This window comes from Marinibaculum pumilum (assembly GCF_042646425.1).
Lineage (GTDB): Bacteria > Pseudomonadota > Alphaproteobacteria > Ferrovibrionales > Ferrovibrionaceae > Marinibaculum > Marinibaculum pumilum.
This window is the reverse complement of record NZ_JBHRTR010000013.1, coordinates 106,405-132,091: the sequence shown is the minus strand read 5'-3', so window position 1 is coordinate 132,091 and position 25,687 is coordinate 106,405. Positions and strand designations below refer to the sequence as shown.

At 70.8% G+C, this 25,687-nt stretch carries 24 protein-coding genes and 1 riboswitch; of the genes, 17 read left to right on the top strand and 7 right to left on the bottom strand.

Going from position 1 to position 25,687, the window contains the following annotated elements; translation table 11 throughout:
- The 7 genes from ACFOGJ_RS04765 to ACFOGJ_RS04735 all read left to right on the top strand — a co-directional run.
- The coding region (locus tag ACFOGJ_RS04765) for a uracil-DNA glycosylase (RefSeq protein ID WP_379898552.1) at nucleotides 1-706 on the top strand (706 nt) is incomplete at its 5' end.
- A 375-nt stretch (nucleotides 707-1,081) separates the two neighbouring features.
- Nucleotides 1,082-3,646 (top strand): lytic transglycosylase domain-containing protein, encoded by a 2,565-nt coding sequence (locus ACFOGJ_RS04760; protein ID WP_379898551.1) that lies wholly within the window; start codon nucleotides 1,082-1,084, stop codon nucleotides 3,644-3,646.
- Nucleotides 3,636-4,247 carry a molybdenum cofactor biosynthesis protein B gene (gene moaB / locus ACFOGJ_RS04755; RefSeq protein WP_379898550.1) on the top strand — a complete coding sequence of 204 codons (612 nt, stop codon included), beginning with the start codon at nucleotides 3,636-3,638 and terminating at the stop codon, nucleotides 4,245-4,247. The genes ACFOGJ_RS04760 and moaB overlap by 11 nt, the downstream gene beginning before the upstream one ends.
- 68 nt (nucleotides 4,248-4,315) lie before the next feature.
- Nucleotides 4,316-5,464 carry a PA0069 family radical SAM protein gene (locus tag ACFOGJ_RS04750; protein WP_379898549.1) on the top strand — a complete coding sequence of 383 codons (1,149 nt, stop codon included), beginning with the start codon at nucleotides 4,316-4,318 and terminating at the stop codon, nucleotides 5,462-5,464.
- A gap of 80 nt (nucleotides 5,465-5,544) precedes the next feature.
- The gene (locus tag ACFOGJ_RS04745) at nucleotides 5,545-6,237 is read left to right on the top strand and encodes a ribonuclease HII (protein ID WP_379898548.1); all 693 of its coding nucleotides are present in this window, start codon (nucleotides 5,545-5,547) and stop codon (nucleotides 6,235-6,237) included.
- Nucleotides 6,207-6,719 carry a GNAT family N-acetyltransferase gene (locus ACFOGJ_RS04740; protein WP_379898547.1) on the top strand — a complete coding sequence of 171 codons (513 nt, stop codon included), beginning with the start codon at nucleotides 6,207-6,209 and terminating at the stop codon, nucleotides 6,717-6,719. The genes ACFOGJ_RS04745 and ACFOGJ_RS04740 overlap by 31 nt, the downstream gene beginning before the upstream one ends.
- A 284-nt stretch (nucleotides 6,720-7,003) precedes the next feature.
- Complete coding sequence (locus ACFOGJ_RS04735) at nucleotides 7,004-8,107, top strand: site-specific DNA-methyltransferase (RefSeq protein WP_379898546.1); 1,104 nt, start codon at nucleotides 7,004-7,006, stop codon at nucleotides 8,105-8,107.
- A 10-nt stretch (nucleotides 8,108-8,117) separates the two neighbouring features.
- On the opposite strand, the gene ACFOGJ_RS04730 is transcribed toward ACFOGJ_RS04735, so the two are convergent.
- Nucleotides 8,118-8,570 carry an SRPBCC family protein gene (locus tag ACFOGJ_RS04730; protein WP_379898544.1) on the bottom strand — a complete coding sequence of 151 codons (453 nt, stop codon included), beginning with the start codon at nucleotides 8,568-8,570 and terminating at the stop codon, nucleotides 8,118-8,120.
- Nucleotides 8,571-8,757: 187 nt separating this feature from the next.
- Here ACFOGJ_RS04730 and ACFOGJ_RS04725 point away from each other — a divergent pair, with 187 nt between their 5' ends.
- Together ACFOGJ_RS04725 and ACFOGJ_RS04720 are read left to right on the top strand one after the other, a co-directional pair.
- Nucleotides 8,758-9,453 (top strand): protein-L-isoaspartate(D-aspartate) O-methyltransferase, encoded by a 696-nt coding sequence (locus tag ACFOGJ_RS04725; RefSeq protein ID WP_379898543.1) that lies wholly within the window; start codon nucleotides 8,758-8,760, stop codon nucleotides 9,451-9,453.
- Nucleotides 9,443-10,372 (top strand): complex I NDUFA9 subunit family protein, encoded by a 930-nt coding sequence (locus ACFOGJ_RS04720; RefSeq protein ID WP_379898541.1) that lies wholly within the window; start codon nucleotides 9,443-9,445, stop codon nucleotides 10,370-10,372. Before ACFOGJ_RS04725 ends, ACFOGJ_RS04720 begins: the two co-directional genes overlap by 11 nt.
- A gap of 7 nt (nucleotides 10,373-10,379) precedes the next feature.
- Here ACFOGJ_RS04720 and mutY read toward each other — a convergent pair whose 3' ends face one another.
- The gene (mutY, locus tag ACFOGJ_RS04715) at nucleotides 10,380-11,528 is read right to left on the bottom strand and encodes an A/G-specific adenine glycosylase (RefSeq protein ID WP_379898540.1); all 1,149 of its coding nucleotides are present in this window, start codon (nucleotides 11,526-11,528) and stop codon (nucleotides 10,380-10,382) included.
- Nucleotides 11,529-11,623: 95 nt separating this feature from the next.
- Between mutY and ACFOGJ_RS04710 the strand changes: the two genes are divergently transcribed.
- From ACFOGJ_RS04710 to ACFOGJ_RS04675, 8 genes are all read left to right on the top strand, one after another.
- Nucleotides 11,624-12,139 carry a DUF721 domain-containing protein gene (locus tag ACFOGJ_RS04710; protein WP_379898538.1) on the top strand — a complete coding sequence of 172 codons (516 nt, stop codon included), beginning with the start codon at nucleotides 11,624-11,626 and terminating at the stop codon, nucleotides 12,137-12,139.
- 181 nt (nucleotides 12,140-12,320) lie between these two features.
- Entirely contained in the window at nucleotides 12,321-13,058 is a 738-nt protein-coding gene (locus tag ACFOGJ_RS04705; RefSeq protein WP_379898537.1) for a DsbA family protein, read from the top strand.
- Between the two features lie 69 nt (nucleotides 13,059-13,127).
- Entirely contained in the window at nucleotides 13,128-16,589 is a 3,462-nt protein-coding gene (gene smc, locus ACFOGJ_RS04700) for a chromosome segregation protein SMC (protein WP_379898536.1), read from the top strand.
- 255 nt (nucleotides 16,590-16,844) lie between these two features.
- A complete protein-coding gene (locus ACFOGJ_RS04695) occupies nucleotides 16,845-17,234 on the top strand; it encodes an AtpZ/AtpI family protein (protein WP_379898534.1) in 390 nt (129 codons plus the stop codon).
- 108 nt (nucleotides 17,235-17,342) lie between these two features.
- The gene (locus ACFOGJ_RS04690) at nucleotides 17,343-18,089 is read left to right on the top strand and encodes a F0F1 ATP synthase subunit A (RefSeq protein ID WP_379898555.1); all 747 of its coding nucleotides are present in this window, start codon (nucleotides 17,343-17,345) and stop codon (nucleotides 18,087-18,089) included.
- A gap of 215 nt (nucleotides 18,090-18,304) precedes the next feature.
- Nucleotides 18,305-18,529 (top strand): F0F1 ATP synthase subunit C, encoded by a 225-nt coding sequence (locus ACFOGJ_RS04685; protein WP_379898533.1) that lies wholly within the window; start codon nucleotides 18,305-18,307, stop codon nucleotides 18,527-18,529.
- Between the two features lie 70 nt (nucleotides 18,530-18,599).
- Nucleotides 18,600-19,091, top strand: coding sequence for a F0F1 ATP synthase subunit B family protein (locus ACFOGJ_RS04680; RefSeq protein WP_379898532.1), 492 nt, complete (start codon nucleotides 18,600-18,602; stop codon nucleotides 19,089-19,091).
- A gap of 24 nt (nucleotides 19,092-19,115) precedes the next feature.
- Entirely contained in the window at nucleotides 19,116-19,616 is a 501-nt protein-coding gene (locus tag ACFOGJ_RS04675) for a F0F1 ATP synthase subunit B family protein (RefSeq protein ID WP_379898531.1), read from the top strand.
- Between the two features lie 595 nt (nucleotides 19,617-20,211).
- On the opposite strand, the gene gcvPB is transcribed toward ACFOGJ_RS04675, so the two are convergent.
- The 5 genes from gcvPB to ACFOGJ_RS04650 all read right to left on the bottom strand — a co-directional run bounded on the left by gcvPB (nucleotide 20,212) and on the right by ACFOGJ_RS04650 (nucleotide 25,626).
- The gene (gene gcvPB, locus ACFOGJ_RS04670) at nucleotides 20,212-21,789 is read right to left on the bottom strand and encodes an aminomethyl-transferring glycine dehydrogenase subunit GcvPB (protein ID WP_379898530.1); all 1,578 of its coding nucleotides are present in this window, start codon (nucleotides 21,787-21,789) and stop codon (nucleotides 20,212-20,214) included.
- 1 nt (nucleotide 21,790) lies between these two features.
- Nucleotides 21,791-23,128: an aminomethyl-transferring glycine dehydrogenase subunit GcvPA gene (gcvPA, locus tag ACFOGJ_RS04665; protein WP_379898528.1), complete on the bottom strand. Its 1,338-nt coding sequence runs from the start codon at nucleotides 23,126-23,128 to the stop codon at nucleotides 21,791-21,793.
- Nucleotides 23,128-23,505, bottom strand: coding sequence for a glycine cleavage system protein GcvH (gene gcvH, locus ACFOGJ_RS04660; RefSeq protein ID WP_379898526.1), 378 nt, complete (start codon nucleotides 23,503-23,505; stop codon nucleotides 23,128-23,130). Before gcvH ends, gcvPA begins: the two co-directional genes overlap by 1 nt.
- Before the next feature lie 85 nt (nucleotides 23,506-23,590).
- Nucleotides 23,591-24,724: a glycine cleavage system aminomethyltransferase GcvT gene (gcvT, locus tag ACFOGJ_RS04655; protein WP_379898525.1), complete on the bottom strand. Its 1,134-nt coding sequence runs from the start codon at nucleotides 24,722-24,724 to the stop codon at nucleotides 23,591-23,593.
- A 196-nt stretch (nucleotides 24,725-24,920) separates the two neighbouring features.
- Nucleotides 24,921-25,026: riboswitch (glycine riboswitch) on the bottom strand.
- 60 nt (nucleotides 25,027-25,086) lie between these two features.
- The gene (locus tag ACFOGJ_RS04650; protein WP_379898524.1) at nucleotides 25,087-25,626 is read right to left on the bottom strand and encodes a hypothetical protein; all 540 of its coding nucleotides are present in this window, start codon (nucleotides 25,624-25,626) and stop codon (nucleotides 25,087-25,089) included.
- Between the last annotated feature and the right edge of the window lie 61 nt (nucleotides 25,627-25,687).

Sequence of the window (25,687 nt, the reverse complement as noted above, 5' to 3'; positions counted from 1 at the left end):
ATCGGGCGGGCCGGCGCCGGCGCGACCGGCCTCCGGCCGGCCGGCACCGCCCCCGCCGGGTGCGGCAGCGGCCGTCGCCGAGGGGATGCGCCTGGCGCAGGCCGCCGGCAACCTGGAGGAACTGCGCGCCGCCCTCGACAGTTTCGAGGGCTGCGGCCTGAAGCGGACGGCCAGCAACACCGTTTTCGCGGACGGCAATCCGGCGGCCGAGCTGATGCTGGTAGGCGAAGCGCCGGGCCGCGACGAGGACATCCAGGGCCTGCCCTTCGTCGGCCAGAGCGGCCGGCTGCTGGACCGCATGCTGGCGGCCATCGGGCGCGACCGCGACAGCTGCTACATCTCCAACATCCTGCCCTGGCGGCCGCCCGGCAACCGGCAGCCGTCGCAGGAGGAGATCGTCGCCTGCCTGCCGTTCATCCGCCGCCATATCGAGCTGGTACAGCCGAAGGCGCTGGTGCTGCTGGGCGGCACCGCGGCAAAGACCCTGCTGGAGCGCACCGAGGGGATCACCCGGCTGCGCGGCCGCTGGTTCCCGCTGCAGGCCGGCAGCCACCGGGTCGAGGCGCTGGCCGCCTTCCACCCGGCCTACCTGCTGCGGCAGCCCAGCCAGAAGCGCGAGGCCTGGCGCGATTTCCTGGCATTGAAGCGCAGACTCGACGCCGCCGGCGACAGGGAAGATCCGGATACGGCCGCCGGGGGTGGCTGAGCGGCGGACTATCCACAGGAATCGCATCAAATCCAATCAATAGTTTAGCGGTTTTATCCACAGTTTTTGTCACCGCTGCGACGGTGGAGCGCTTGCATCGCGGGTGCGGCTGGGTAAGGTCGCGGCAATGCGCGTCGACGACCCGAAGTCGGCGACGCCTGGGGGGACCAGCGCATCGGGACCAGCCGCACGGCACGTGCCGCCCGATCCGAACCGTCAACCAAGACCGGCTACGGGCCAGCCCCAGGCCGGTTCGCCAGGAACCCGTTCAGGCGCGATCGACAGGATTGCAGCCGACAGGATCGAAGCCCGGAGACATAACCGGCCGATCCGGCGTACCGGCGGGCCAGTCCCGAGAGCCGGGAGGGAATAAGCGTGACAGTACCGATTTCACCGGAGCGCGGCCGTGCTGCGTTCCGCGCCAGATATCTGCGCAGCCGGCCGGCAACCGCCGGCTCCGGCATGGCCGCGCCCGCAGGCGCAGGCCGCAGCAGCCACACCGCCGCCACCCTGCTGGCGGCCGGAACCCTTGCGCTCGGCATGGCCTGGGTCCTGCCGGCGACCATGCAGCCTGCCCGCGCCGCGGCCGAGGCCGCGACCGAGCAGCTGCTGGTGCCGACGCCGAGGCCGCGCCCCTATGCCGGCACGCCGCGGGCCCGGCCGTTCGCCGTCGCCCTGGCACTGCCGGAACCCCGACCGACGACGGTGCAGCCGGAAGCGCCACGCGCCCGGCCGCTGGAGTTCGGCGCGGCCACGCCGCGCCCGGCACCGCGCGGGCATGTGGAGCTGCCGGCCGCACGGCCGCTGCCGGACCCCATGGGCGGAGAGCCGGCGTCGGACCTGGCCGTGCCTTTGCCGCCGCAGGCCGTGCGGCCCGCCGGTTCGGTTTCGCCGAGCGTTTCGTCCGAGGCGCATGCGCGCCGCGGCATGACGGCGCCAATGGCCGGCGCCGAGGTCGCGACAGGCCGCCTGGGCACCGCCTGGGACGCGGCGACGGATCGCCCGATGGTGCTGGAAACCCAGGACCTGGCCGGCATCGCGCCGTCGGCGGGCACGCCCCACCGCGCCACACCCGCCGCCGATGCGCCGGAGATCAGCCTGTCCGAGGCGGCCGAACATGACCAGATGGCCGCCCTGCTGCAGAAGGCGGAGCCGCAGGCGCGGACCGTTGCGGTGGCGATGGCGGCCAACCCGCTGCCCCTGCCCGCCCCGACGGCGGAGGCATTGCAGCAGACCAGCTGGACCGACCCGACCGCCGGCATCGCCCGGATGGCGGTGCCGGAGCCCAGGCCGCGGCCGGTGACCATCTTCCCGTCCGCGCTGACCCGGGCGCCGGTCGACCCGGCACCGTCGGCCGACAACCTGAACGTCCTGTCCGAACAGGATGCCGCGCTCTATGCCCGCGCCTTCGACCTGCAGGCGGAGGGGCGCTGGGCAGAGGCCGACAAGACGATCGTGCGGATCCAGGACAGGATGCTGATGGGGCATCTGCAGGAACAGCGCCTGATGCATCCGACGGCCTACCGGGCGAAGTTCACCGAACTGCAGGCCTGGATGCGCGCCTATGCCGACCATCCGGATGCCGACCGGGTCCATCGTCTGGCGCAGCAGCGCCGGCCGGCCGGCGCCGACCTGCCGGGCCCGCGCGCGGCGGACCTGGCGATCCTCGATGCCGCGCTGGCGCAGCGCGGCAGCAGCGCCGGCGCGGCCGCCGCGCCCGCCAAGTCGGGCATCGCCCGCCGCGGCAGCCTGTCGGCAGTGCGCAAGGCCTATTATTCCGGGCGCTATGGCCGGGCCCTGGAAGTGGCCGGGGAACTGGCGCGCAGCCACGGCGCCCGGCAGCCCGGCGCCGCCTGGTATGCGGGGCTGTCGGCATGGCGTCTGCAGCGCTACGCGGAGGCGGCCCGGCATTTCGCCGCCCTCGCCGCGTTCGAGACCGCGGGGCCGTGGGAGCGCGCCGCGGGGGGCTACTGGGCGGCCCGTGCCTACCTGACCCTGGGCCAGCCGGCGGCGGCGATCCATTCGCTGCAGGAGGCGGCGGAATATTCCCGCACCTTCTATGGCCTGCTGGCGGCACGCCGCCTCGGCCTGGATCCGGTGTTCGGCTGGACCAAGCTGTCCGACGACGAGGACCTGGTGAACGCGCTGTTCGCGGTGCCCGCCGTGAAGCGCGCGCTGGCCCTGGCGCAGACCGGCCAGCGCGAGCGCGCCCGGGCGGAACTGCGGCTGTTGATGGATGCCCGCCGCCAGGCCCGCGACGGCGTCTTCCTGCCGATGCTGACCGCGCTGCTGGGCCTGACCGGCGATGCGCAGACCGCCTATCGCATGGCGCGGCTGTGGCATGCCAAGACCGGCGAGCATATCGACCCGGCGATGTATCCGGAGGTGCCCTGGCAGCCGAATGGCGGCTTCACCTTCGACCGCGCTCTGATCTATGCCTTCGTGCGCAAGGAGAGCCGGTTCGACCCAGTCGCGAAGAGCCCGGCGGGCGCGCGCGGCCTGATGCAGCTGATGCCGGCCACCGCCCGCTTCGTGAACGGCGGCAGCCGCAATCTGAGCCGGATCCTCAACGACCCGGCCGGCAATATGGAGCTCGGCCAGCGCTATATCCGCCACCTGGAGCGCGATGTCGGCCTGGGATCGGACCTGATCCGAATCGCCATCGCCTACAATGCCGGCCCCGGCAACCTGGAGAAGTGGGACCGCCAGGCCGAGCATGGCGGCGACCCGCTGCTGCTGATCGAAAGCCTGCCCTCGGCGGAGACCCGCGACTTCGTGGAGCGGATCCTCGCCAACCTGTGGGTCTATCGCGCGCGGCTGGGGCAGCCCTCGCCGTCGCTCGACGATCTGGCGGGCGGCGCCTGGCCGCGCTATGTGCCCCTGGACGAGCGGTCGAAGAAGACCGAGCTGAGCAGGGGCAAGTCCAGGAATGCCGGATGATGCGAAAGGCGCCGCCAGGGGTGACAATCCGGGCGGCACGACGGCCGCGGCGGTGGGCGCCGCCGCCGGCCAGGCCGAACGGCCGTTCATTCCCTGCAACATTGCCGTCCTGACGGTATCGGACAGCCGGACGGAGGAGACCGACACCTCCGGCGCCACCCTGGTGGGGCGGCTGACCGAAGCCGGCCACCGGCTGGCGGACCGCCGGATCCTGCCCGACGACCAGCCCGGGCTGGAGGCTCAGCTGCGGCGCTGGATCGCGGATCCGGGGATCGACATCGTGATCGCCACCGGCGGCACCGGCGTGACCGGGCGCGATGTCACACCGGAGGCCTTTGCCGCGGTCTGGGAGAAGGAGATCGCGGGCTTCGGCGAGCTGTTCCGGATGCTCAGCTACCAGAAGATCGGCACCTCCACGGTGCAGTCGCGGGCGACCGCAGGCGTCGCCGGCGGCACCTACCTGTTCGCCCTGCCCGGCTCCACCGGCGCCTGCAAGGACGGCTGGGACATGATCCTGAAGGACCAGCTGGACTACCGGCACAAGCCCTGCAACTTCGTGGAGCTGCTGCCGCGGCTGGAGGAGCATCAGCGCCGCAAATAGCCACTGGCGAAACGCAGGCTGTGGCCGTTTGTTCTTGAAATGTTCTCGCTCTGCGGTACACTGGCTGCATGAGCGAGATCGGCACCCATGTGATGAAGGCGCAGCGCCGCGGCCGCGGCGCCGCCAGCAATGCCAGCGGCCGCTACGAGGCGGAGGAGCGGGTGCTGGTCGACGACGGCTGGGGCGACCAGGACCGGAGTCCCGAAGACGGCGGCGACCGGCTGCCGGAGAACGATGGCCCGCCGCCGCTGCGGACCCGGGTCGGCATCGATTCCAGCCGGACGATCATCGCCCGCAACCAGTCCCCCGACCTGAACTTCGACCGCTCGATCAACCCCTACCGCGGCTGCGAGCATGGCTGCATCTACTGCTTCGCCCGGCCCACCCATGCCTGGCTCGGCCTCTCCCCCGGCCTGGACTTCGAGAGCCGGCTGTTCGCCAAGCCGGAGGCGGCCAGCCTGCTGGAAAAGGAGTTGCGGCACCCCCGCTACGCCTGCCGGGTGATGGCGATGGGCACCAACACCGATCCCTACCAGCCGGTGGAGCGGGAGATGCGCCTGACCCGCAGCATCCTGGAGGTCCTGGCCCGCTTCCGGCATCCGCTGGGGATCGTGACGAAAAGCGCGCTGGTGACCCGCGACATCGACCTCCTGGCGGAGATGGCGCGGCAGGACCTGGTCAAGGTCTATCTCTCGGTGACCACCCTGGACCGCGGCCTGGCCCGGACGATGGAACCGCGGGCGGCAACCCCGCCGCGGCGGCTGGAAGCGATCGCGGCGCTGGCGCAGGCCGGCGTGCCGGTCGGCGTGATGGTGGCGCCGACAATCCCCGGACTGACCGACCACGAGATGGAGGCGATCCTGAAGGCGGCGCGGGAGGCCGGCGCCGACGAGGCCGGCTATATCGCGCTGCGGCTGCCGCTGGAGATCAAGGACCTGTGGGCGGAATGGCTGGCGGAAAACCGGCCGAATCATGCCCGCCGGGTGATGACCCTGCTGCGACAGATGCGGGGCGGCCGCGACTATGACGCGACCTTCGGCAGCCGGATGACCGGCACCGGGCCGATCGCGCAGGCCCTGGCCCGCCGATTCGAGCTGGCAAAGGCCCGCCTGGGCTTCCGCGAGGTGCCGCGACGGCTCGACACGGGCCGCTTCAGGCCGCCGCCGCAGGCGGACAGGTCCGGCCAACTGGACTTCTTCGCCGGCCTGGCGCGATAACGGGTGCAATCCCTGTCCTGCTGACGGCATGCGGTTCCGGCAGCGACAGACTGGCTGCAGTGCGACGCCGACGGAGCACCATGCGCACCCTGTTCGACCTGGAAATCGTCTTCGACAGCCCGCAGGAAGGGATCTGCGGCGTCGACGAGGTCGGCCGCGGCCCGCTGGCCGGGCCTGTGGTCGCCGCGGCCGTGCTGCCCGACCCGCGCCAGCCGATCGCCGGCCTGGCGGACAGCAAGGTCCTGAACGCGGCGCAGCGCGACGAGCTGGCGGGAGAGATCCGGGCCAAATGGATCATCGCCCTCGGCGCCGCCAGCCTGCTGGAGATCGAGCACCGCAACATCCTGCATGCCAGCATGCTTGCCATGGAGCGGGCAGTGGCCCGCCTGCCGCTGGTCCCGCGTCATATCCTGATCGACGGCAATCGCCTGCCCGGCCGCCTGCCCTGCCCTGCCACCGCGCTGGTGAAGGGCGATGCCCTGGCACCCGCGATATCTGCCGCAGCCATCGTGGCGAAGGTTGCCCGCGACCGGACGATGCGGCAGCTGGGCCTGCGCTATCCCGGCTATGGCTGGGAGACCAATGCCGGCTACGGCACCGCCGAACATCTCGACGCGCTGAAACGCCTGGGCACGACCCCGCATCACCGTCTCAGGTTCGCCCCGGTAGCGGCCCTGATGGCGGGAGAGGCGACAGAGCCGAGATACCGGATGCCCCCGGCTTCCGGGCTGGAGGACAGGACATGGCCGGGAAAGCGGACGACAGCCGCGTAAACATCCGTCCGGCGTCCGACGGCGACCGGGCGGCGATCTGGCAGGTGCTGGCGCCCGTCTTCGCCAGCGGCGACAGCTATCCCCTGCCCCGCGACATCACCGAAGAGGCGGCGCTGGACTACTGGCTGGGCCCGGCGCACGAGGTGTTCGTGGCGGAGGACGAGGGCAAGCTGCTGGGCACCTACTACATGAAGGCCAACCAGCCCGGCGCCGGCGATCATGTCGCCAATTGCGGCTATGTCACCGCGCCGGCCGCGACCGGCCGCGGCATCGCCAGCACGATGTGCCGGCATTCGCTGGACCATGCCCGCCATCGTGGCTTCCGCGCGATGCAGTTCAACTTCGTCGTCGCCACCAACGACCGCGCGGTCCGGCTGTGGCAGCACCTGGGTTTCGACATCGTCGGACGGCTGCCGGGCGCCTTCCGCCATCCCGAACGCGGCTTCGTCGACGCCCTGGTCATGTTCCGCAGCCTGCCCTGAGGCGGGGGAGTGGCGCACCTGACGCGGCCCCGGAAGAACGAACCAGGAAAACGCGGTTTCCGCTCGTGGCGGCGCCATCGAAGGCGCGGCGGCGGGACAGCGCTGCATACAAGGTTCCGTTAAGGGGAACCCCTTCGGACTCAAGATGTTGCGTTAAAACCTTGATTCCGCAAAGATTCTTGACCGATTCCAGCCGGCCGGAGACGATTCGCTCCAGGAATGGACCGACGTGCCGGCCCCCTCGGGGCAGGCCAGAATGGCCCGAGGGGCCGGGGAACCCAGGCATGGCGAAACGAACCAGCGCGCCGATCGCGCCGGCGCTGCCGCTGGACGAGATTCTGGAAGGCGACTGCATCGAGGTGATGAATGCGTTGCCGGCCGGCTCGGTGGACATGATCTTCGCGGACCCGCCCTACAACCTGCAGCTGCAGGGCGAACTGCGCCGCCCGAACGAGAGCCGGGTCGACGGCGTCGACGACGACTGGGACCGCTTCGATTCCTTTGCCGCCTATGACGGCTTCAGCCGCGACTGGCTGCAGGCGGCCCAGCGGGTGCTGAAGGATGACGGCACCCTGTGGGTGATCGGCAGCTACCACAACATCTTCCGGGTCGGCGCCACCCTGCAGGACATCGGCTTCTGGATCCTGAACGACATCGTCTGGCGCAAGACCAACCCGATGCCGAACTTCCGCGGCAAGCGCTTCACCAATGCGCACGAGACCCTGGTCTGGTGCGCCAAGAGCGCCGCGGCCAAGCGCTACACCTTCAACTATGCCGCCACCAAGGCGATGAACGACGACCTGCAGATGCGCTCCGACTGGGTGATCCCGATCTGCTCCGGCCGGGAGCGGCTGAAGATCGACGGCAGCAAGGCGCATCCGACCCAGAAGCCGGAGGCCCTGCTGCACCGGGTGCTGGTCGCCTCGACCCGGCCCGGCGACGTGGTGCTGGACCCGTTCTTCGGCACCGGCACGACCGGCGCCGTGGCGCGCCGTCTGCGGCGCCACTTCATCGGCATCGAGCAGGACCCGGTCTATGCCCGGCTGGCGCAGCGCCGCATCGAGGCGGTGGAGCCCGCGACGGAGGATACGGTGGCCACCACCGAATCCCGCCGCGACGCGCCCCGGGTGCCGTTCGGCTGGCTGGTGGAGCGCGGGCTGATCCCGCCGGGGACGGTGCTGACCGACCAGCGCCGCCGCCACCATGCGCGGGTGCGCGCCGACGGCACCCTGGTCGCGGCCGACATCACCGGCTCGATCCACCAGGTCGGCGCCCATCTGCTGGGCGCGCCGAGCTGCAACGGCTGGGCCTTCTGGCATGTCGAGGAACGCGGCAAGGCCGTGCCGCTCGACCATTTTCGCCAGCAGTTGCGCGCGACGATGAACTGAGGGCCGACCCTCAGTCCCGGGCGGCAGCCAGCGCCGCGACCCGGTCCGCCAGCGCGGCATTCACCGCCTCGTAGGCGGGGCCGAAGCTATGCGACATCGTCCGCCGGCTGAAGGTCAGCGGGATCAGCCCGCTCATGTCCTCGCCATGTTCCAGCCGCGTCCCCTCGCCTTCCGGGCTCAGGCGGAAGAAATGGCGGCCGGTGAACATAACCGGGATCCGGCCGACCCAGGCCAGGGCCTTGCCGGGCTCGCATTCGGTGATGGTCACGGTCATATCGATGGTGGAACCCGCTCTGGCCGGATTACGGAAGGTGATCGGGATCCGCGCCCCCGGGGCGGCATTCCCGCTGGCGCGTATGTTCAGCGGGTTCCATTCGGCATAGCCGTCGAAATCCGCCAGCACTTCCCACACCCGCAGCGGCGGCGCCGCGATATAGGCCTCCGTGCGCACCTGCTTTGCCATCGAACCGATCCTTCCCCGCCTGTCTGTGCCCGCCCCGCAAGGCCAAGCCTAGCCCCCGCCCCCCGCCACCGCGAGGGGCGAACGGCCGGCGCCCCGGAACGCTGCCGCGGCCCGCGCGTTCTGCGAATGGGTCCGTCCGGCCGCTTCCGGTCCGGGGGACCGACGCACCGACCATGGGGAGATGGCCATGCCGCCCGGTCCGGCGGAACAGGGCGAACAGGCGAGGGAACGCGCCACGATGGTGCGGGATCAGCTTGTCACGCGCGGGATTTCCGACCCTCTGGTCCTGCAGGCGATGACAGAGGTCCCCCGCGAGGCCTTCGTCGATCCCGGCATGGCAGGCCGCGCCTACCACGACACGCCGCTGCCGATCGGCCATGGCCAGACGATCTCGCAGCCGTTCATCGTGGCGCTGATGGCGCAGATGGCGGAGCTTTCCCCCGGCGACCGGGTACTGGAGATCGGCGCCGGCTGCGGCTATGCGGCCGCGGTCTACGGGCGGATCACCGGTCAGGTCTGGGCGGTCGAGCGCCTTCCCGCGCTGGCCGCCCGGGCCCGCACGGCCCTGGACCGCAGCGGCGTCGGCAAGGTGGCCGTCCGCTGCGGCGACGGCAGCCTGGGCTGGCCGCAAGAGGCGCCGTTCGATGCGATCCTGGTTGCTGCCGGATCACCTTGCATGCCGCAGAGCCTCATCCGCCAGCTTGCGGACGGCGGCCGACTGGTCGCACCGGTCGGGCCCGACGCGGCACAGCAGCTGGTCAGGACCCGCCGGCTGCCCGATGGCAGCCTTGAGGAAGACCGGCATCCCGCTGTCCGCTTCGTGCCGTTGATCGGCGCGGAGGGCTGGCCCGACATGTCGGGAGGCGCCGACGATGAGGGGTGACATCGTCACCCTGTTCGGCGGCACCGGCTTCCTGGGCCGCCGCATCGCCGCCGCGCTGATGCGGCAGGAGATCCGGGTGCGGATCGCCGCGCGGCGACCGGAGCGCTTCGAGCCGCCGCCGGGGCAGTCGTCCTTCCTGCAGCGGGTGCAGGCCGACCTGCGCGACCGGGAGTCGGTTCGCGCCGCCGTCGTCGGCAGCACCGCTGTCGCCAACGCCGTCGGCCTCTATGTCGAAGGCGGCGACGCGCGCTTCCGGGACATCCATGTCGACGGCGCGCGACGGGTGGCGGAGGCCGTGCGCGACGCCCGCGCGACACGGCTGCTGCACGTCTCCGGCATCGGCGCCGACAGCGGCGCCCGGGACAGCTATATCCGCTGCCGGGGCGAGGGCGAACGCGCAGTGCGCGAAGCCTTTCCCGATGCGGCGATCCTGCGTCCCAGCGTGATGTTCGGCGACGGCGATGCCTTCCTCGGCATGCTCGTGCAGCTGGTGCGCCGGCTGCCGGTGATGCCGCTGTTCGGCCACGGCCGGTGCCGCCTGCAGCCTGTGCATGTCGACGATGTCGCACGGGCGGCGTGCCGACTGCTGAGCCGTGCTGCGCCGCCGGAACCGCTCTACGAGGTCGCCGGGCCGCGCGCCTGGCACTACCGCGACATCGTCCGGCTGGTGGCGCAGGCCAGCGGCCGCCGCCGGCTCCTGCTGCCGCTGCCCTTCCCGCTCTGGGAGGCGCTCGCCGCCACCGGCCGCCTGCTGCCCACGCCGCCGGTCACGCCGGCGCAGGTGGCGCTGATGCGGCAGGACAATCTGCCCTCGGCCGACCTGCCCGGGCTCGCCGCGCTCGGCATCCGGCCGGCCCGGCTGGAGGTCGCGTTGGGACGGCTGCTCGCCCCGGAACAGCCTGGGCATGCCGGCCGCTGAGGCCGCGCTAGCGCCGGCTTGCCGGCGCTGTATCCGCGGCATGGGCGAACCGCGCCGCCTTGCGCATCACCGTGGGCAGCTGCTCCCAGGTCTCCCGTCCCGGGGACAGCCAGAGGCTTCCGGTCGGGGGGGCCGAGGCCAGCGTCGCCTCATCGGCCGGCAGGTCGGCCAGCGCGACCGACAGGTCCAGCGCGAAATGGGTGAAGACATGGCGGATCCCGCCGGGCAGCAGCACCCAGTCCGCCGCCGCCGGCTGCCAGGCCAGCGCTTCCGCCAGCGGCCAGGGCCGGCGGTCCTCCCATGGCGTGCCCGGCAGGCCCAGCATGCCGCCGAGCAGGCCCTTCGGCGGCCGCCGCTCCAGCAGCACCGCACCGTCGGACGGCCGGCGCAGCCAGAAGGCGATGCCGTGCCGCTGCGGCTTCGCCGCCTTTGCCGCGCGCCGCGGCAGCTCCGCCGCAATGCCCGCAGCCCGTGCCCCGCATTGGCCCGACAGCGGGCAGAGCAGGCAGTCCGGGCTGCGCGGCGTGCATACGGTGGCGCCGAGGTCCATCATCGCCTGCGCGAAGTCGCCCGGCCGCCGCTGCGGGGTCAGTTCGGCGGCACGCTGTCGCAGCCGCGGCTTGACCGCCGGCAGGAGGTCGCTTTCCGCGAACAGGCGCGCCACCACCCGCTCCACGTTGCCGTCGACCACCACCGCCGGCCGGTCGAAGGCGATGGCGGCGATCGCCGCCGCCGTATAGGGACCGATTCCTGGCAGGGCCAGCAGCCCGGCCTCGTCGACGGGGAATCGGCCGCCATGCAGGCCGGCGACCTGCTGCGCGCAGAGATGCAGGTTGCGCGCGCGGCTGTAGTAGCCCAGCCCGGCCCAGGCGGCGAGCACCTCGTCCCGATCCGCGGCAGCCAGCGCCGCGACATCGGGCCAGCGCTGCAGGAAGGTGCGGAAATAGGGGATCACGGCCGTCACCGTGGTCTGCTGCAGCATGATCTCGCTCAGCCAGACGGCATAGGGATCGGCCGGCGCGCTGCCGGGCGGCGCCCGCCAGGGAAGGCTGCGGGCATGACGGTCGTACCAGCGCAGCAGCAGCTGCGGCACCGTGTCCGGATCGGGCACCGGACCGGCTACGGCGCCGCCGGAGGGGGAACGTTTGCGGGTCATCGGCGCTCGGCCCATGCTAGGATCCGGTCATGCCGGGCGGCCGGCATTGCCACGGTGCCGCGCCGACAGCCGGTCGGCGGGCGCGAGGACATAGCATGAAACCGCCATCACCGCCCGCCGAACCCCGCCGGCTGGGCCCGCTGATCACCAGGGTCGCCCGGCGCTCCGCCGGACGGCGCGGCCTGCCCACGGCGGAGATCCTGACCAACTGGCGCAGCATCGTCGGGGCGGAACTGGCGCCCCTCACTGTGCCGGTGCAGGTGACCTTTCCGCGCGGTGCCGGCGATGGCGGCACCCTGAAGCTGCGGGTGGCGGCCGGCTTCGGCCCGATCGTGGCACAGCAGGAGCCCAGGATCGTCGCCCGGCTGAACACCTATTTCGGCTATGGCGCCATTGCCCGGCTGCGGCTGGTCCAGGGCCCGCCGCTGACCTCGGCCCTCCTGGCAACGGCCCGGAGCGAGTCCCCCGCCGGCCAGGGCGGCACTGCGGAATCCGGCGGAAATCTGCCATGCGACTCCGCCAGCGACTCGGACCGGCTTCCCGCCCTGGAGCGCCTTCGGCGGGCCCTTGCGGCCCGTCGCCAGGGGTCCGCAGGGGGCCAGAAGGCATGAATCGGACTGGCGGTCACGACTCCGTGGGCCGGGCGGATTTCTGCCTTTTTCCCGCCTAGACTGGCGCCGCAGACCGCCCGGCCGGGAGCGGCCCGGCGATCGAGAATTGAAGGATACCCCCATGAGCCTCTACACTGCGCTTCCGTCACAGGCCCCAACATCTAGTGGTTCGGCTTCTGCAATGACCCAGATAGGACAATTCCTAACCGCCGGACGCACGCTTGCCGCGGCCGCGCTGCTGTCCCTGTCCTGCCTCGCGGTCAGCCCGCCTGTGCAGGCCGCGGACGACGCGGCGGCGGAGCCGGCGAACGCCGCCGCTGCGATGATGCAGGAAATGGTCATGGGCGACCCGGACGCGCCCGTGACGATCGTCGAATATGCCTCCCTGACCTGCCCGCACTGCGCCACCTTCCATACCGAGGTGCTGCCAGAGCTGAAGAAGGAATATATCGACGCAGGCAAGGTGAAGCTGATCTTCCGCGACTTCCCCTTCGACCGCTTTGCGCTGACCGCGTCGATGCTGGCGCGCTGCAGCGGTCCGGACCGCTACTTCCCCTTCCTGTCGGTACTGTTCAAGCAGCAGGCGAACTGGATCGGCAGCGGCCAGCCGGACGAGGTGCTGGCCAACCTGCAGAAGCTCGCCGGGCTGGCCGGCATGGACGAGGCCGCGATCAAGGCCTGCCTCGGCAACGAGGCGCTGAGCGAATATGTGCTGAACGAGCGTCTGACCGGGAACAAGGAATTCGGCGTCGAGTCCACGCCGACCCTGATCATCGGCGGCACGCCCTATCCCGGCGTCCGCCGGATGGAAGAGCTGCGCGGCATCATCGACCCGCTGCTGCCGGCTGAGATGAAGGAATCCCGGATCCTGCCAGACGACGGGGCCGGCAACGGCACCCGGGATCGGCATACCGGCTGAGGTGGAGCCCCGCGAACGGGTGGCCGGGCCATGGCCCGGCCGCCTGCGCGGCGGGGCCGGAGGAGTGACTTGCATTTCGATCGGCTTCGCCTTCGCGGCTTCAAATCCTTTGTCGAGGAAACCGACTTCACGATTTCCCCCGGCCTGACCGGGGTCGTCGGCCCGAACGGCTGCGGCAAGTCCAACCTTGTGGAGGCGCTGCGCTGGGTGATGGGCGAGAATTCCGCCCGGCAGATGCGCTCCGGCGCGATGGACGACGTGATCTTCGCCGGCACCAGCACGCGCCCTCCGCGCAGCTTCGCGGAAGTCGTCGTCACCCTGGGCAATCCCGACCGCACCGCACCGCCGGCCTATAACGACAGCCCGATGCTGGAGATCAGCCGCCGCATCGACCGCGAGGCGGGCTCCACCTACCGCATCAACGGCCGCGAAGTCCGCGCCCGCGACGTGCAGCTGCTGTTCGCCGACATCGCCACCGGCGCCCATTCCACCGCCATCGTCAGCCAGGGCCGCATCGGCCAGCTGATCAACGCCCGGCCGGTCGACCGGCGCCGCATCCTGGAAGAGGCCGCCGGCATCACCGGCCTGCACAGCCGCCGCCACGAAAGCGAGCTGCGCCTGCGTGCGGCGGAACAGAACCTGGAACGCGTCGACGACGTGATGCGGGAGCTGGAGAACCGCCTGAACGGCCTGCGCCGGCAGGGCAAGCAGGCGCGCAAGTACCGCCGCCTGTCAGACCGCATCCGCGAGACGGAGGCGCTGCTGTTCCACGCCCGCTGGTCGGCGGCGCAGGACGATGCCGCGCGGCTGCAGACCGCGTTGGCGGAAGCGGAGCGTGCGGTGGCGGAGCTGACCCAGGCCGCCGCCGCCGCGGCGAACGCGGCCGAGCGGTCGGAGGAGGCGCTGCCGCCCCTGCGGACCGCGGAGGCGGAGGCCGCGGCCCGCCTGCAGCGCCTGGATTCCGCGCGGGAGGCGCTGGACCGCGAGGAGGCGCAGCTTGCCGCCGCCCGCAATGCCGTCTCCGCCCGGCTCGCGGACCTGGAGCGCGACGCCGCGCGGCTGAGAGAGCAGCGGCGCGAGGCCGCGCAGGTCACCGAACGTCTGCGCATCGAGCAGGCGGAGCTTGCCCGGGCGCGCGAGGATGAAGGCGGCCAGCTGCAGGCGGCCGAGCAGGCGCGAAACGAGGCACAGGCGGCCGCCGATCGCGCGCAGAGCGAACTCGACCGGGTCAGCGCCGAGCTGGCGCAGCAGCAGGCGGAACGCCGCCGGCTGGAGCAGGCGCTGCGCGGCCTGACCGACGAGATGACCGGCCTGACCCGGCGCCGCGACGGGGTGGCCAAGGCCCGCGCGGAGTTGAAGACGAACGAAGCCGATGCCCAGATCGCCGCGCTGAGCGAAAGCCTGGGCCAGTGGGAGACGAAGCTGGATGCGGCGCGCGAGGAGCTGCGCGCGGCCGAGGAGGCGCAGGGCACCAGCCAGGCCCAGGTGGCGGAGAGCAGGGAACGCCGCGACGAGCGCCGCGCTGCCCTGAACCGGGTGAAGGCGGAGGAGGACGGGCTGTCCCGCCTCCTGAAGGTGGCCGGCGACGATCTCTGGGCGCCGCTGATCGACCGGGTGCAGGTCTCCCCCGGGTTCGAGAAGGCGCTGGGCGCCGCCCTGGGCGAGGACATCTCCGCCTCCACCGACACCGCCGCGCCGCTGCACTGGACGGAGCTGCCGCCGCTGGCGGCACCGGCGCCGCTGCCGCCGGGTGCGCGGCCGCTGTCGGAGGTCGTGGAGGCGCCTCCGGTCCTGCATCGCCGCCTGTCGCAGGTCGGCATCGTGCCGGAGGAGGACGGCGCCGCCCTGCAGAAGCAGCTGGCCGCGGGGCAGCGGCTGGTCAGCGCCGCCGGCGGGCTGTGGCGCTGGGACGGCTATACCGTGGCGGCGCAGGCGCCGACCGCCGCCATGATCCGGCTGGAACAGCGCAACCGCCTGGCGGAGCTGCGCACCGAGCGCGAAGGGCTGGCCGCCGGGCTTGAGGGGCTGGAAGCCGCGCTGACGGAAGCGCAGGTGGCGGCGGAGCAGAGCCGCAACCGGACGACCGCCGCCCGCAACGCCGTCGGCGAGGCCGAGCGCGCGGTCAAGGAACAGCAGGGCCGCCATGCCCGGGCATTGAAGGAATCGGCCGACCTGTCGCGGCAGCAGGCCTCGCTGGAGGCGCAGGCGGAACAGATCGAGGGCCGGCTGGCCGAGCTGGCACGGCGGGAAGCGGAAGACCGCGAGGCGCTCGAAGCCCTGCCGCCAGCCGACCGGACGGCACAGGCGGCGGAGGCCGCACGGTCAGCGGCGGGGGCGACCCGTTCCGGCCTTGCCGAGGCGGTGCGCCGGCACGACCAGCTGCGCCAGGAGGCACAGTCCCGGCGGGCAAGGCTGGAGGCGATCGAGGGCGAGCTGAAACGCTGGGAAGGCCGCGACCGGCAGAACGGCGAGCATGAGGCGGAGCTGACCTCCCGCCGGCAGGAGATGCAGGCCGAGGATGCGCGCCTGTCGGAGCTGCCGGCGCAGCTGGCGACGAAGCGCAGTGCGCTGCTGGACCAGATCGCCGCGGCGGAGGCCGGCCGCAAGACCGCCGCGGATGCCCTGTCGGAAGCCACCACGGCACTGGAGCAGACGCGTCGCGGCGCCCGCGAGCGGGAGACCGCGGTCAATGCCGCCCGCGAGGAGCGGGTCCGCCTGCAGGCGGCGCAGGAGCATGCACACGAGAACCTGGCGGAGACCGCGGCCCGGATCCGGGAAACCTTCTCCTGTGCGCCGAACCGGCTGCTGGAGCATGTCGGCCTGGCCGATCGCGAGGAAGCCGGCCTGCCCGACCAGGAGGCGCTGGAGCGCGTGCTGGACGAGACCAAGCGAGAGCGCGAGCGGCTGGGCCCGGTGAACCTGCGGGCAGAGATCGAATCCCAGGAGGTCGAGGAGCAGATCGCCACCCTGGCCTCCGAGAAGGACGACCTGACGGCGGCGATCGGCCGGCTGCGGCAGGGCATCGCCAACCTGAACCGGGAGGGGCGGCAGCGCCTGACGGAAGCCTTCCAGCAGGTCGACGCGCATTTCCAGACACTGTTCCGGAAGGTGTTCGGCGGCGGCAAGGCGCATCTGGCGCTGACCGGCTCCGAGGACCCGCTGGAGGCGGGGCTGGAGATCATGGCCTCGCCGCCGGGCAAGAAGATGCAGACGATGACCCTGCTGTCGGGCGGCGAGCAGGCATTGACCGCGCTGGCCCTGCTGTTCGCGGTGTTCCGCACCAATCCAGCACCGATCTGCCTGCTGGACGAGGTCGACGCGCCGCTGGACGACGCGAACGTGGAGCGGATGTGCGACCTGCTGATCGAGATGGTGCGCACGCACGACCATACGCGCTTCGTGATCGTGACCCACAACCCGATCAGCATGTCGCGCATGGACCGGCTCTATGGCGTGACCATGGCGGAGCGCGGCGTCTCCAGCCTGGTCTCCGTCGATCTCAGCCATGCCACCCAGATGGCGGCGGAGTAGGACCGCCGGGACGGACGGTCGGCATGCCCCAAGGTATTGAAATCACTATTTGATTCGCCCCTGTTTTGCAGTGCGGCAACGGCTTGACAGGGGGCGGGGCGGTCCGTAAGGTTCGGCCGCTTTCAGCGGGCGTGCCGTCGGGGGACCCGCGCCTTATCCGTACCGGTTTCTGACTGCCCGCCGGGCGATCGACCTTTATGATCGATTCCCGGTTCCGGCCACGACATGGCCGGCAGCATGGACAAGAGGCCGGATATGGACGAGCCGCAGCGGAACCTCGAAGGAACGGGGTCTCCGAAAGATCCCAACACCCTGGAGGCACTGGATGCCCGCCTGCGTGCGCGTCGTGCACGACAGGAGGGCGGGACCGAGCGGGCGCTGCACCGTCCGGCCGGCATGCCGGCATCGGCATGGGGCCTGGCCTGGCGGCTGGCGGTCGAGATGGTGGCCGCAATGGTCTTCGGACTGGGGGCTGGCTGGCTTCTCGACGACTGGTTCGGCACCGCTCCGACCTTCGTGCTGATCCTGGCCTTGCTGGGGATCGCGACGGGCATCTGGAACGTGATCCGCCTGACCGGGCGGTATCAGGCCTTGCAAGATGCGGCCGAGGTCCCTAGAAGCGGGGCGCGGAAAGAGCGGGAGTAACGGCCTGCCGGCGCCAGACGGATCTGGCTGCCGCGGGTGAGACGAGTGAAGGAGCCGCAGGTGGCCAGTTCTGAACAGACAGACGCCATCCACGAGACTGTGCAGGAGATCGAGCACGCGGATTCCGCGCACGGCCCGCTGGAACAGTTCGAGATCAATCACCTGGTCCCGATCGATGTCGGCGGCCTGGATTTCTCCTTCACCAATTCCGCCGCCGCCATGATCTTCGGCGTCGCGCTGGTGGTCCTGCTGATGCTTGTCGGCATCCGCTCGCGCAGCCTGGTGCCCGGCCGCCTGCAGTCCGTGGTCGAGGTTTCCTACGAATTCATCGCCGGGATGGTGCGGGAGAATGTCGGCCAGGAAGGCCGCCCCTACTTCCCCTTCGTCTTCACCCTGTTCATGTTCATCCTGTTCGCCAATCTGGTCGGGATGATCCCCTTCAGCTTCACCTCGACCAGCCATATCGTGGTGACCTTCTCGCTGGCGCTTGCGGTCTGGATCGGCGTGACGATCATCGCCTTTGCCCGCCACGGCATCCGCTTCTTCGGCTATTTCCTGCCGTCCGGCGTGCCGACCGCGCTGGCACCGATCATCATCCCGATCGAGGTGATCTCGTATTTCGTGCGGCCGATCAGCCTGTCGCTCCGGCTGTTCGCCAACATGCTCGCCGGGCACATCATGCTGAAGGTGTTCGCCGGTTTCGTGATCGCGCTCGGCATCGCCGCCGGCTGGCTGCCGCTGGCTTTCATCGTGGCGCTGACCGGGCTGGAACTGCTGATCGCCTTCCTGCAGGCCTATGTGTTCACCATCCTGACCTGCCTGTATCTCCACGACGCGATCCACATGGATCACTGAGTTCGGGATCTCTGAGTTCGGATGGGCAATCGGCAAACGGCTGAACAGTGGATTTCCTGCACAGGTCACGGCCTGCAAGGCCTTGAGACGGAACGCCGGGGACGAGTTCCAGACAAGAGCTATCCAGGGCGTCGCCGCCCCCGGCCGGCGCCCCGAGAGAGGCATAGACAGTAGCGTCGAATCGTTCGACCTCGCCAAACGAGAGGATTGGTACAATGGAAGCTGATGCCGCGAGACTTCTTGGTGCGGGTATTGCCATGCTGGCCCTGGCGGGCGTGGGTATCGGCCTGGGCAACCTGTTCGGCAGCTATCTGGCCGGCGCTTTCCGGAACCCCACAGCGGCTCCGAAGCTGTTCGGCAATCTGCTGCTGGGCTTCGCGCTGACCGAGGCGGTCGCGCTGTTCGCCCTCGTCATCGCGTTCCTGATCCTCTTCTCGTGATCCTGTCCGGCCCGGCCGGCGGATGCCCGCCGGCCGGCTCGTTGGTTACGAAGCAGGAAGAGGAGCGGCCATGCCGCAGCTAGAAACACAATTCTTTCTGCCGCAGATCGTCTGGCTGATCATCACGTTCGGGATCCTGTACGTGGTGATGGCCCGGGTGGCCCTGCCGCGCATTGCGGAGGTCCTGCGGGCACGCCAGCAGCGGATCAGCAATGACCTGGACGAGGCGGAACGCCTCAAGCGGGAAACCGAAGAGGTGATCCAGGCCTACGAAAAGGCGCTCGCGGAAGCCCGCAGCCAGGCCCAGGCGCTGGCGACGGAGACCCGCGCCAAGGCCAATGCCGAGGCGACGGCGAAGCGCGAGGAGCTGGAAAGCCGACTCGCGGCGGAGCAGGAAGAGGCGGAAAAGCGGATCGCGGAGGCGCGTGCCTCTGCGATGGCGCAGGTCACCACCGTCGCGCAGGAAGCCGTCGGCGAGATCGTTTCCCGGCTGGCCGGCCTGTCGCCGGATCGGGAGCGAGTGGCGTCCACCGTCGAGGATGTCGCCCGCAAGGGCAGCTGAAGCCGGACGGGAGCCCGCGCAACCATGTTTGAGAATACAAGCTTCTGGCTTCTGGTCGGGATGGTCATCCTGATCGCGATCGTGGTCTGGAAGGGCGCCCATTCCAAGCTGATGGACATGCTCGACGCCCGCTCCAAGCGGATCGCCGACGAGCTGGAAGAGGCCCGCAAGCTGCACGAGGACGCGCAGGCGCTCTATGCGGAGTACCAGCGCAAGCAGAAGAACGCGATGGCGGAGGCGGAGGAGATCGTCTCCCACGCCAAGGCCGAGGCCGAGCGCATCGCCGCCCATGCCAAGGAAGAGCTTGAAAGCACCATGGCGCGCCGGCGGGCCCTGGCCGAAAACAAGATCGCCCAGGCCGAGAGCAAAGCGATCCAGGACGTCCGCAGCATCGCCGCCGACCTGGCCGTCGAGGCGGCCGGGCGGATCATGAAGGAGCAACTGCAGGGTCCGAACGGTGACGCAGCGGCCGCCAACCGGCTGGTCGACGGCGCGATCGAGGACCTGGGCCGCAAGCTGCACTGACCCCGGCGATCATCAGACAGAGCTGGAAAAGGCCTCCCCCATGGGAGGCCTTTTTCTTGGGTCCATCACGGAACAGCGTGGAGGGGCGGGGCGGACAACGGCCCCTTCTGCCAGACCACCGTCTCCCTGCCCGCATGCCTCCAGCCGCACCTCACGCCGGCCGCGTTGGACCGTCATCAGATTGGTCTGGCTCCCGCGGAACCCGCCCCGCGGAACCCACCCTTGCGCCGCCCCGGCCTGACGAGCGCATACAGCGCCGCGGCGGCGCCCGGCGGGAAGACCAGCGGGAAGACCCGGGGATGCCGCCCGCTTCCGCGATCCTCAGGCAGCCGCCAAGCCAGTCGGCCATCCGGGCCAGCACTCTCTGAAAATGGGCAATGTCGCAGCGGACGAAGGTCCACTCAGCTCGGCAGGCGTGCTATGTCGCCACGCAATTCCGCAGGCCGCCGCCATCGCCTGGTCGGCACGCTGGTGCTGCGCTTCGGACCGCAGGATCCCCGCGGCCCGATGCCTTTGGGCCCCGCCAGCCGCCCACTGCCGGCAATGCGATACAACAGATGGGCCGGCTGCGCGGTGAGGCCCCGACGCTCGGCTCCTACTCCGCGGCTTCTGCGGGTGCCGTCTCCGGCTGCCAGCGCAGGCGCGGCTTCCGGGCGGCCTGCGTCTCGTCCAGGCGACGGCGCGGCGCCAGACGCGGCGCGGCGGTGAAGCGGGTCTTGTCGCCCTCCCCCGTCGCCGCCTGTGCCAGCGCCCGCATCGTGGCGATGAAGCGGTCCAGGGTCTCCTTCGACTCCGTCTCGGTCGGCTCGATCAGCAACGCGCCATGCACCACCAGCGGGAAGTATATGGTCATCGGGTGGAAGCCCTCGTCGATCATCGCCTTGGCGAAATCCAGGGTCTCCACCCCGCTGTCCTTCAGGAAGGAATCGTCGAACAGCGCCTCGTGCATGCAGGGACCGTCATAGGCCGGGCTGAGCACATCCTGCAGCGATGCCAGCAGGTAGTTGGCGTTCAGCACCGCATCCTCCGCCACCTGCCGCAGGCCGTCGCCGCCATGCGACAGCATGTAGGTCAGGGCGCGGATGAACATGCCCATCTGGCCGTGGAACCCTTTCAGGCGGCCGAAGCTGTGGATGCCCTCTTCCTCCGCATCGTCCTGCCGCTCGACCAGGTGGAAGCCTGCCGAGTCGTGGCGGATGTAGGGCACCGGCACGAACGGCGCGAGCGGCTCGGAGAAGACCACCGGGCCGGAGCCCGGACCGCCGCCGCCATGCGGGGTGGAGAAGGTCTTGTGCAGGTTGATGTGCATCGCGTCGATGCCCAGGTCGCCGGGCCGGACCCGGCCGACGATGGCGTTGAAGTTGGCCCCGTCGCAGTAGAAATAGGCGCCCGCCTTATGCACCAGCTCCGCCACCTTGACGATGTCGCGCTCGAACAGGCCGCAGGTGTTCGGGTTGGTCAGCATGATCGCGGCGACGTCCGGGCCGAGCGCCGCCTCCAGCGCCGCCAGGTCCATCCGCCCGTCATCGGTGGAGGGAATCGCCTCCACGGCATAGCCGCACTGCACGGCGGTCGCCGGGTTGGTGCCATGGGCGCTCTCCGGCACCAGGACCTTCTTGCGCGGGTCGCCGGCGGCGGTCAGCGCGGCACGGATCGCCATCAGGCCGCAGAGCTCGCCCTGCGCGCCCGCGGCCGGCGACATCGCCACGGCCGGCATGCCGGTCAGGGTCCGCAGCCAGTCCGCCAGGCTCTCGATCAATGCCAGCGCGCCCTGGACGGTCGACACGGGCTGCAGGGGATGCAGGTCGCCCAGCCCCGGCATGCGCGCCATCTTCTCGTTCAGCCGGGGATTGTGCTTCATGGTGCAGGAGCCCAGCGGGTAGATCCCGGCATCGATCGCATAGTTGGTCTGGCTGAGGCGCACGAAATGGCGCACCACCTGCGGCTCGGACAGGCCGGGCAGGCCGATCGGCGCCTTGCGTTCCATGCCGCCCAGCCGCGTCTTGTGGCGCGGTACCTCGGGCAGGTCCACGCCGCTGCGCCCCTGCTGGTCCTGCTCGAACAGCAGCGGCTCCTCATGCACCAGCCCGCGATGACCGCTGAAGGTCTCGATCGTGCCGTCGTCCGCGCCCGCGTCGTGCGGGCGGCTCTTGCGCCCCTGTGCGTTCAGCATGTCAGAGCACCTCCTTCAGGCCCTCGACCAGGGCCTGGATATCGCTGTCCTGGGTGAGTTCGGTGGCCGCGACCAGCAGGATGTCCTGCTGCCCGCCTTCGCGGGGCGCCAGGCGCGACAGCGGCACGCCGGCCAGCACGCCGCGCACCGCCATCGCCTCCACCACCTCCGCGGCGGGCCGCGGCAGGCGCAGCGCGAACTCGTTGAAGAAGGCGGAGGTCTCCACCGTCACGCCGTCGATCGCCTCCAGCGCCTCCGCGGTCTGCACCGCCCGCGCATGGTTCAGCTCCGCCAGCTTGCGCAGGCCGGCTTCCCCCAGAAGGGACAGATGGATGCAGAACGCCAGGGCACAGAGCCCGGCATTGGTGCAGATGTTCGAGGTCGCCTTCTCGCGGCGGATATGCTGCTCGCGCGCGGAGAGGGTGAGCACGTAGCCGCGGCGGCCGTCCTGGTCGATTGTCTCGCCGCAGAGCCGGCCCGGGATCTGCCGCAGGAACTTCTGCCGTGTCGCGAACAGGCCGACATGCGGCCCGCCATAGGACAGCGGCACGCCGATCGACTGGCCCTCGCAGGCCACGACATCGGCGCCCATATCGCCCGGCGCGGTGACCAGGCCCAGCGCCACCACTTCCGTCACCGCCACGACCAGGAGGGCGCCCGCCTTGTGCGCGGCCTCCGCGAGCGGGCGCAGGTCGCGCACCTGGCCGTAAAGGTCGGGATACTGGACCACCAGGCAGGCGGTCTCGTCGTCCGGCAGGGCGGCGGGGTCGGCACCGTCCCCCGTGTCGCAGACCAGGACCGGATCGCCGGTGAAGCCGCACAGGGTGCGCACCACCTCGGCATAGTGGGGATGCACCGCCGGCGCCACCACCACCTTGTGGCGCTTGGTGATCCGCTTCGCCATCAGCGCGGCTTCGCCCAGGGCGGTCGCGCCGTCGTACATCGACGCGTTCGCCACCTCCATGCCGGTCAACAGCGCGACCTGCGTCTGGAACTCGAACAGCGCCTGCAGGGTGCCCTGGCTGATCTCCGGCTGGTACGGGGTGTAGGAGGTCAGGAACTCCGAGCGCTGGATCAGATGGTCCACGCTCGCCGGAATATGGTGCCGGTAGGCGCCCGCCCCCAGGAAGCTGGGCGCGGTGCCGGGCGAGAGGTTGCGGCCGGCGAAGGCGGCGATCTCGCGCTCGACCTCGAACTCGCTTCTGTGGTCGGGCAGGTCCAGCGGCGCGGTCAGCCGCGCCGCCTCGGGCACGTCGACATAGAGATCGTCGATCGACCCCGCGCCGATCCGCGCCAGCATGGCGCTCCGGTCATCGGCGGTAAGCGGCAGGTATCGCATCAGGATATGGTCTCCAGGAATTCCTTGTAGGCCTCTTCGTCCATCAGGTCGTCGAACTCCGAGGGATCGGTGATCTTGATCTTCGCGATCCAGCCCGCGCCCTCGGCATCATCGTTGACCGTGGCCGGCTCCTCGGTGAGGCCCTCGTTGACCTCGACCACCTCGCCGGTCATCGGCGCGTAGATCTCGCTGGCGGCCTTGACCGATTCGATGACGGCGAACTCCTCCGCCTTCGCCACCGTGCGGCCGACCTCGGGCAGTTCGACGAAGACGATGTCGCCCAACTGCTCCTGCGCATATTCGGTGATGCCGACGGTGCCGATATCGCCGTCCAGCTCCACCCATTCATGATCCTTGGAGTAACCGATCACGCTCATCTGAGCCTCCCCTGACCCGGAAATCTGTTGCCTGGAACGCACTGAGCGACCGGGCGGCCGGACGGCCGCCCGTCGCAAATCCTGCTCAACGGGCGTAGCGGTGCGCCACGAAGGGCATGTCCGCGATCTTCGCCTCGATCCGGCGGCCGCGCACCATCAGGCCGACGGCGCTGCCGCTCGCGGCCTGCCCGGCCGCGACATAGCCCATGGCGATCGGCGCGCCGACACTGGGGGCGAACCCGCCGGAGGTCACGGTGCCGATGCTGTCGTCGCCGTCGGCGGCGACGATCCCCGCGCCGGCACGCGCCGGCGCCCGGCCGTCGATCCGCAGGCCGACCCGCCGCCGCGCCGGCCCTTCCTGCAGCTGCTGCAGGATCACCTCCGCCCCCGGGAAGCCGCCTTCCAGCCGGCGGCGCTTGCCGATCGCCCAGGTCAGGCCGGCCTCCACAGGGGTCGTCGTCTCGTCCAGATCCTGGCCGTAGAGGCAGAGGCCGGCTTCCAGGCGCAGCGAATCGCGCGCGCCGAGGCCGACCCAGTCCACCTCTTCCGCCGCCAGCAGGCGCTCCGCGAAGCCGGCGGCCATATCGGCCGGCAGGGAGATCTCGAAGCCATCCTCGCCGGTATAGCCGGAGCGGGTGACGAACAACTCGGCGCCGTCCAGCGCAAAACGACCGCCGCCCATGAACGGCAGCCCCACAACGCCGGGCACCAGGTCGTCGAGCACCTTCGCCGCCTCCGGCCCCTGCAGCGCCAGCAGGGCACGGTCCTCCAGGACGCGGACACTCGCCGCGCCCAGCGCGGCCTGCAGATGCGCGATATCCGCCGCCTTGCAGGCGGCGTTCACCACCAGAAACAGGTCATCGTCGCGCCGGGTGACCATCAGGTCGTCCAGCACGCCGCCGGCATCGTTGGTGAACAGGGTGTAGCGCATGCGGCCGGGCTTCAGCGCCTGGATCTCGCCCGGGACCAGGGCCTCCAGCGCCGCCGCCGCATCGTCGCGGTCGATCACCACCTGACCCATGTGGGAGACGTCGAACAGCCCCGCCGCGGTGCGGCAATGCTTGTGCTCCGCGATGATGCCGGGGCGGTACTGCACCGGCATCTCATAGCCGGCGAAAGGCACCATCCGCGCGCCATGCGCAAGGTGAAGCGCATGGAACGGCGTCCGTGCGAGCGTCCCGCCCGCCTCTGCCGTCCCGCCGGATTCTGCCGCTGTCATGCCATTGCCTCTCGGTCCGTAAGGGCGCCCTGCCGGGCCGGCCGGGAATCGGCCGGGCCTGCGCTGCGCCCCCTCTGTCACGGGACCTGAGAGATTTCGCCGCCGGATCGGGCCGGCGATCCGCAACAGGGACCGCCCGGCCGCCGGCGACTTGCTCCGTCGGTGTGGACGCTTGCGCGCCCCGCTTTCCAGAGTTCGTCCCCCCGCGGTCCGGGTGCCTGAGAGTTTCCGGGGCGGTTGCTCCTTCGGCGCCGGCTGCCGGCCGTACGGGCCGCAACGCCGGTCTCTCCCGCGGGGGATGGCTTCACACAACGAATATGTCGGCTGCCCCCCGCTAAGTCAAACCGGGCGCGGCGGGCGGCTCAGAAACCTCGTTCGCGCCGGTTGTAGGCGAGCTGTTCCTCGGTGAGCTGCAGTCCGACCAGGATCTCGTAGTCCAGGCTGATCTGCCCGTCCGGCATCGGGATCACCTCGCGGCTGGATTCGGTCAGGCCGATCCGCCGCTGGCCCTGTCCGAACTCCGCCTGACTCTGGAAAACCTCCTTGGCGAGGATCTGCTCGTCGCGGGTCACGATCGCGATGTAGTAGGGGAACTGCACCCTGTCGCCCTGCAGGGCGGGGCCGCGCTCGATGACGAAGGTGACCGTCATCTCGACCTCGACCCTGCTGTTCTCGTCACGGAAGGCGCAGCCTCCGGCCACGGCCTCCGTGCTCACCTCGTACTCCACGTCGGTCAGGTCGCGGCCGGGACCCGGGCGGAACTTGGTCATCTCCGAGGTGATCGCCAGGATCCGCACGTCCGGGCAGGGCGGCGGCCTCTCGCGGCTGCAGCCGGCCAGGACGGCGGAGGCGAACAGCAGCAGGGCAAGGCACCGAACGGGATGGACCGGAAGGGATCGCATGATTATCTGGACTTCGACTTTGGGCCGGCGATGTCTGCCCGGCCCGGAGCAGTGAGGTGGG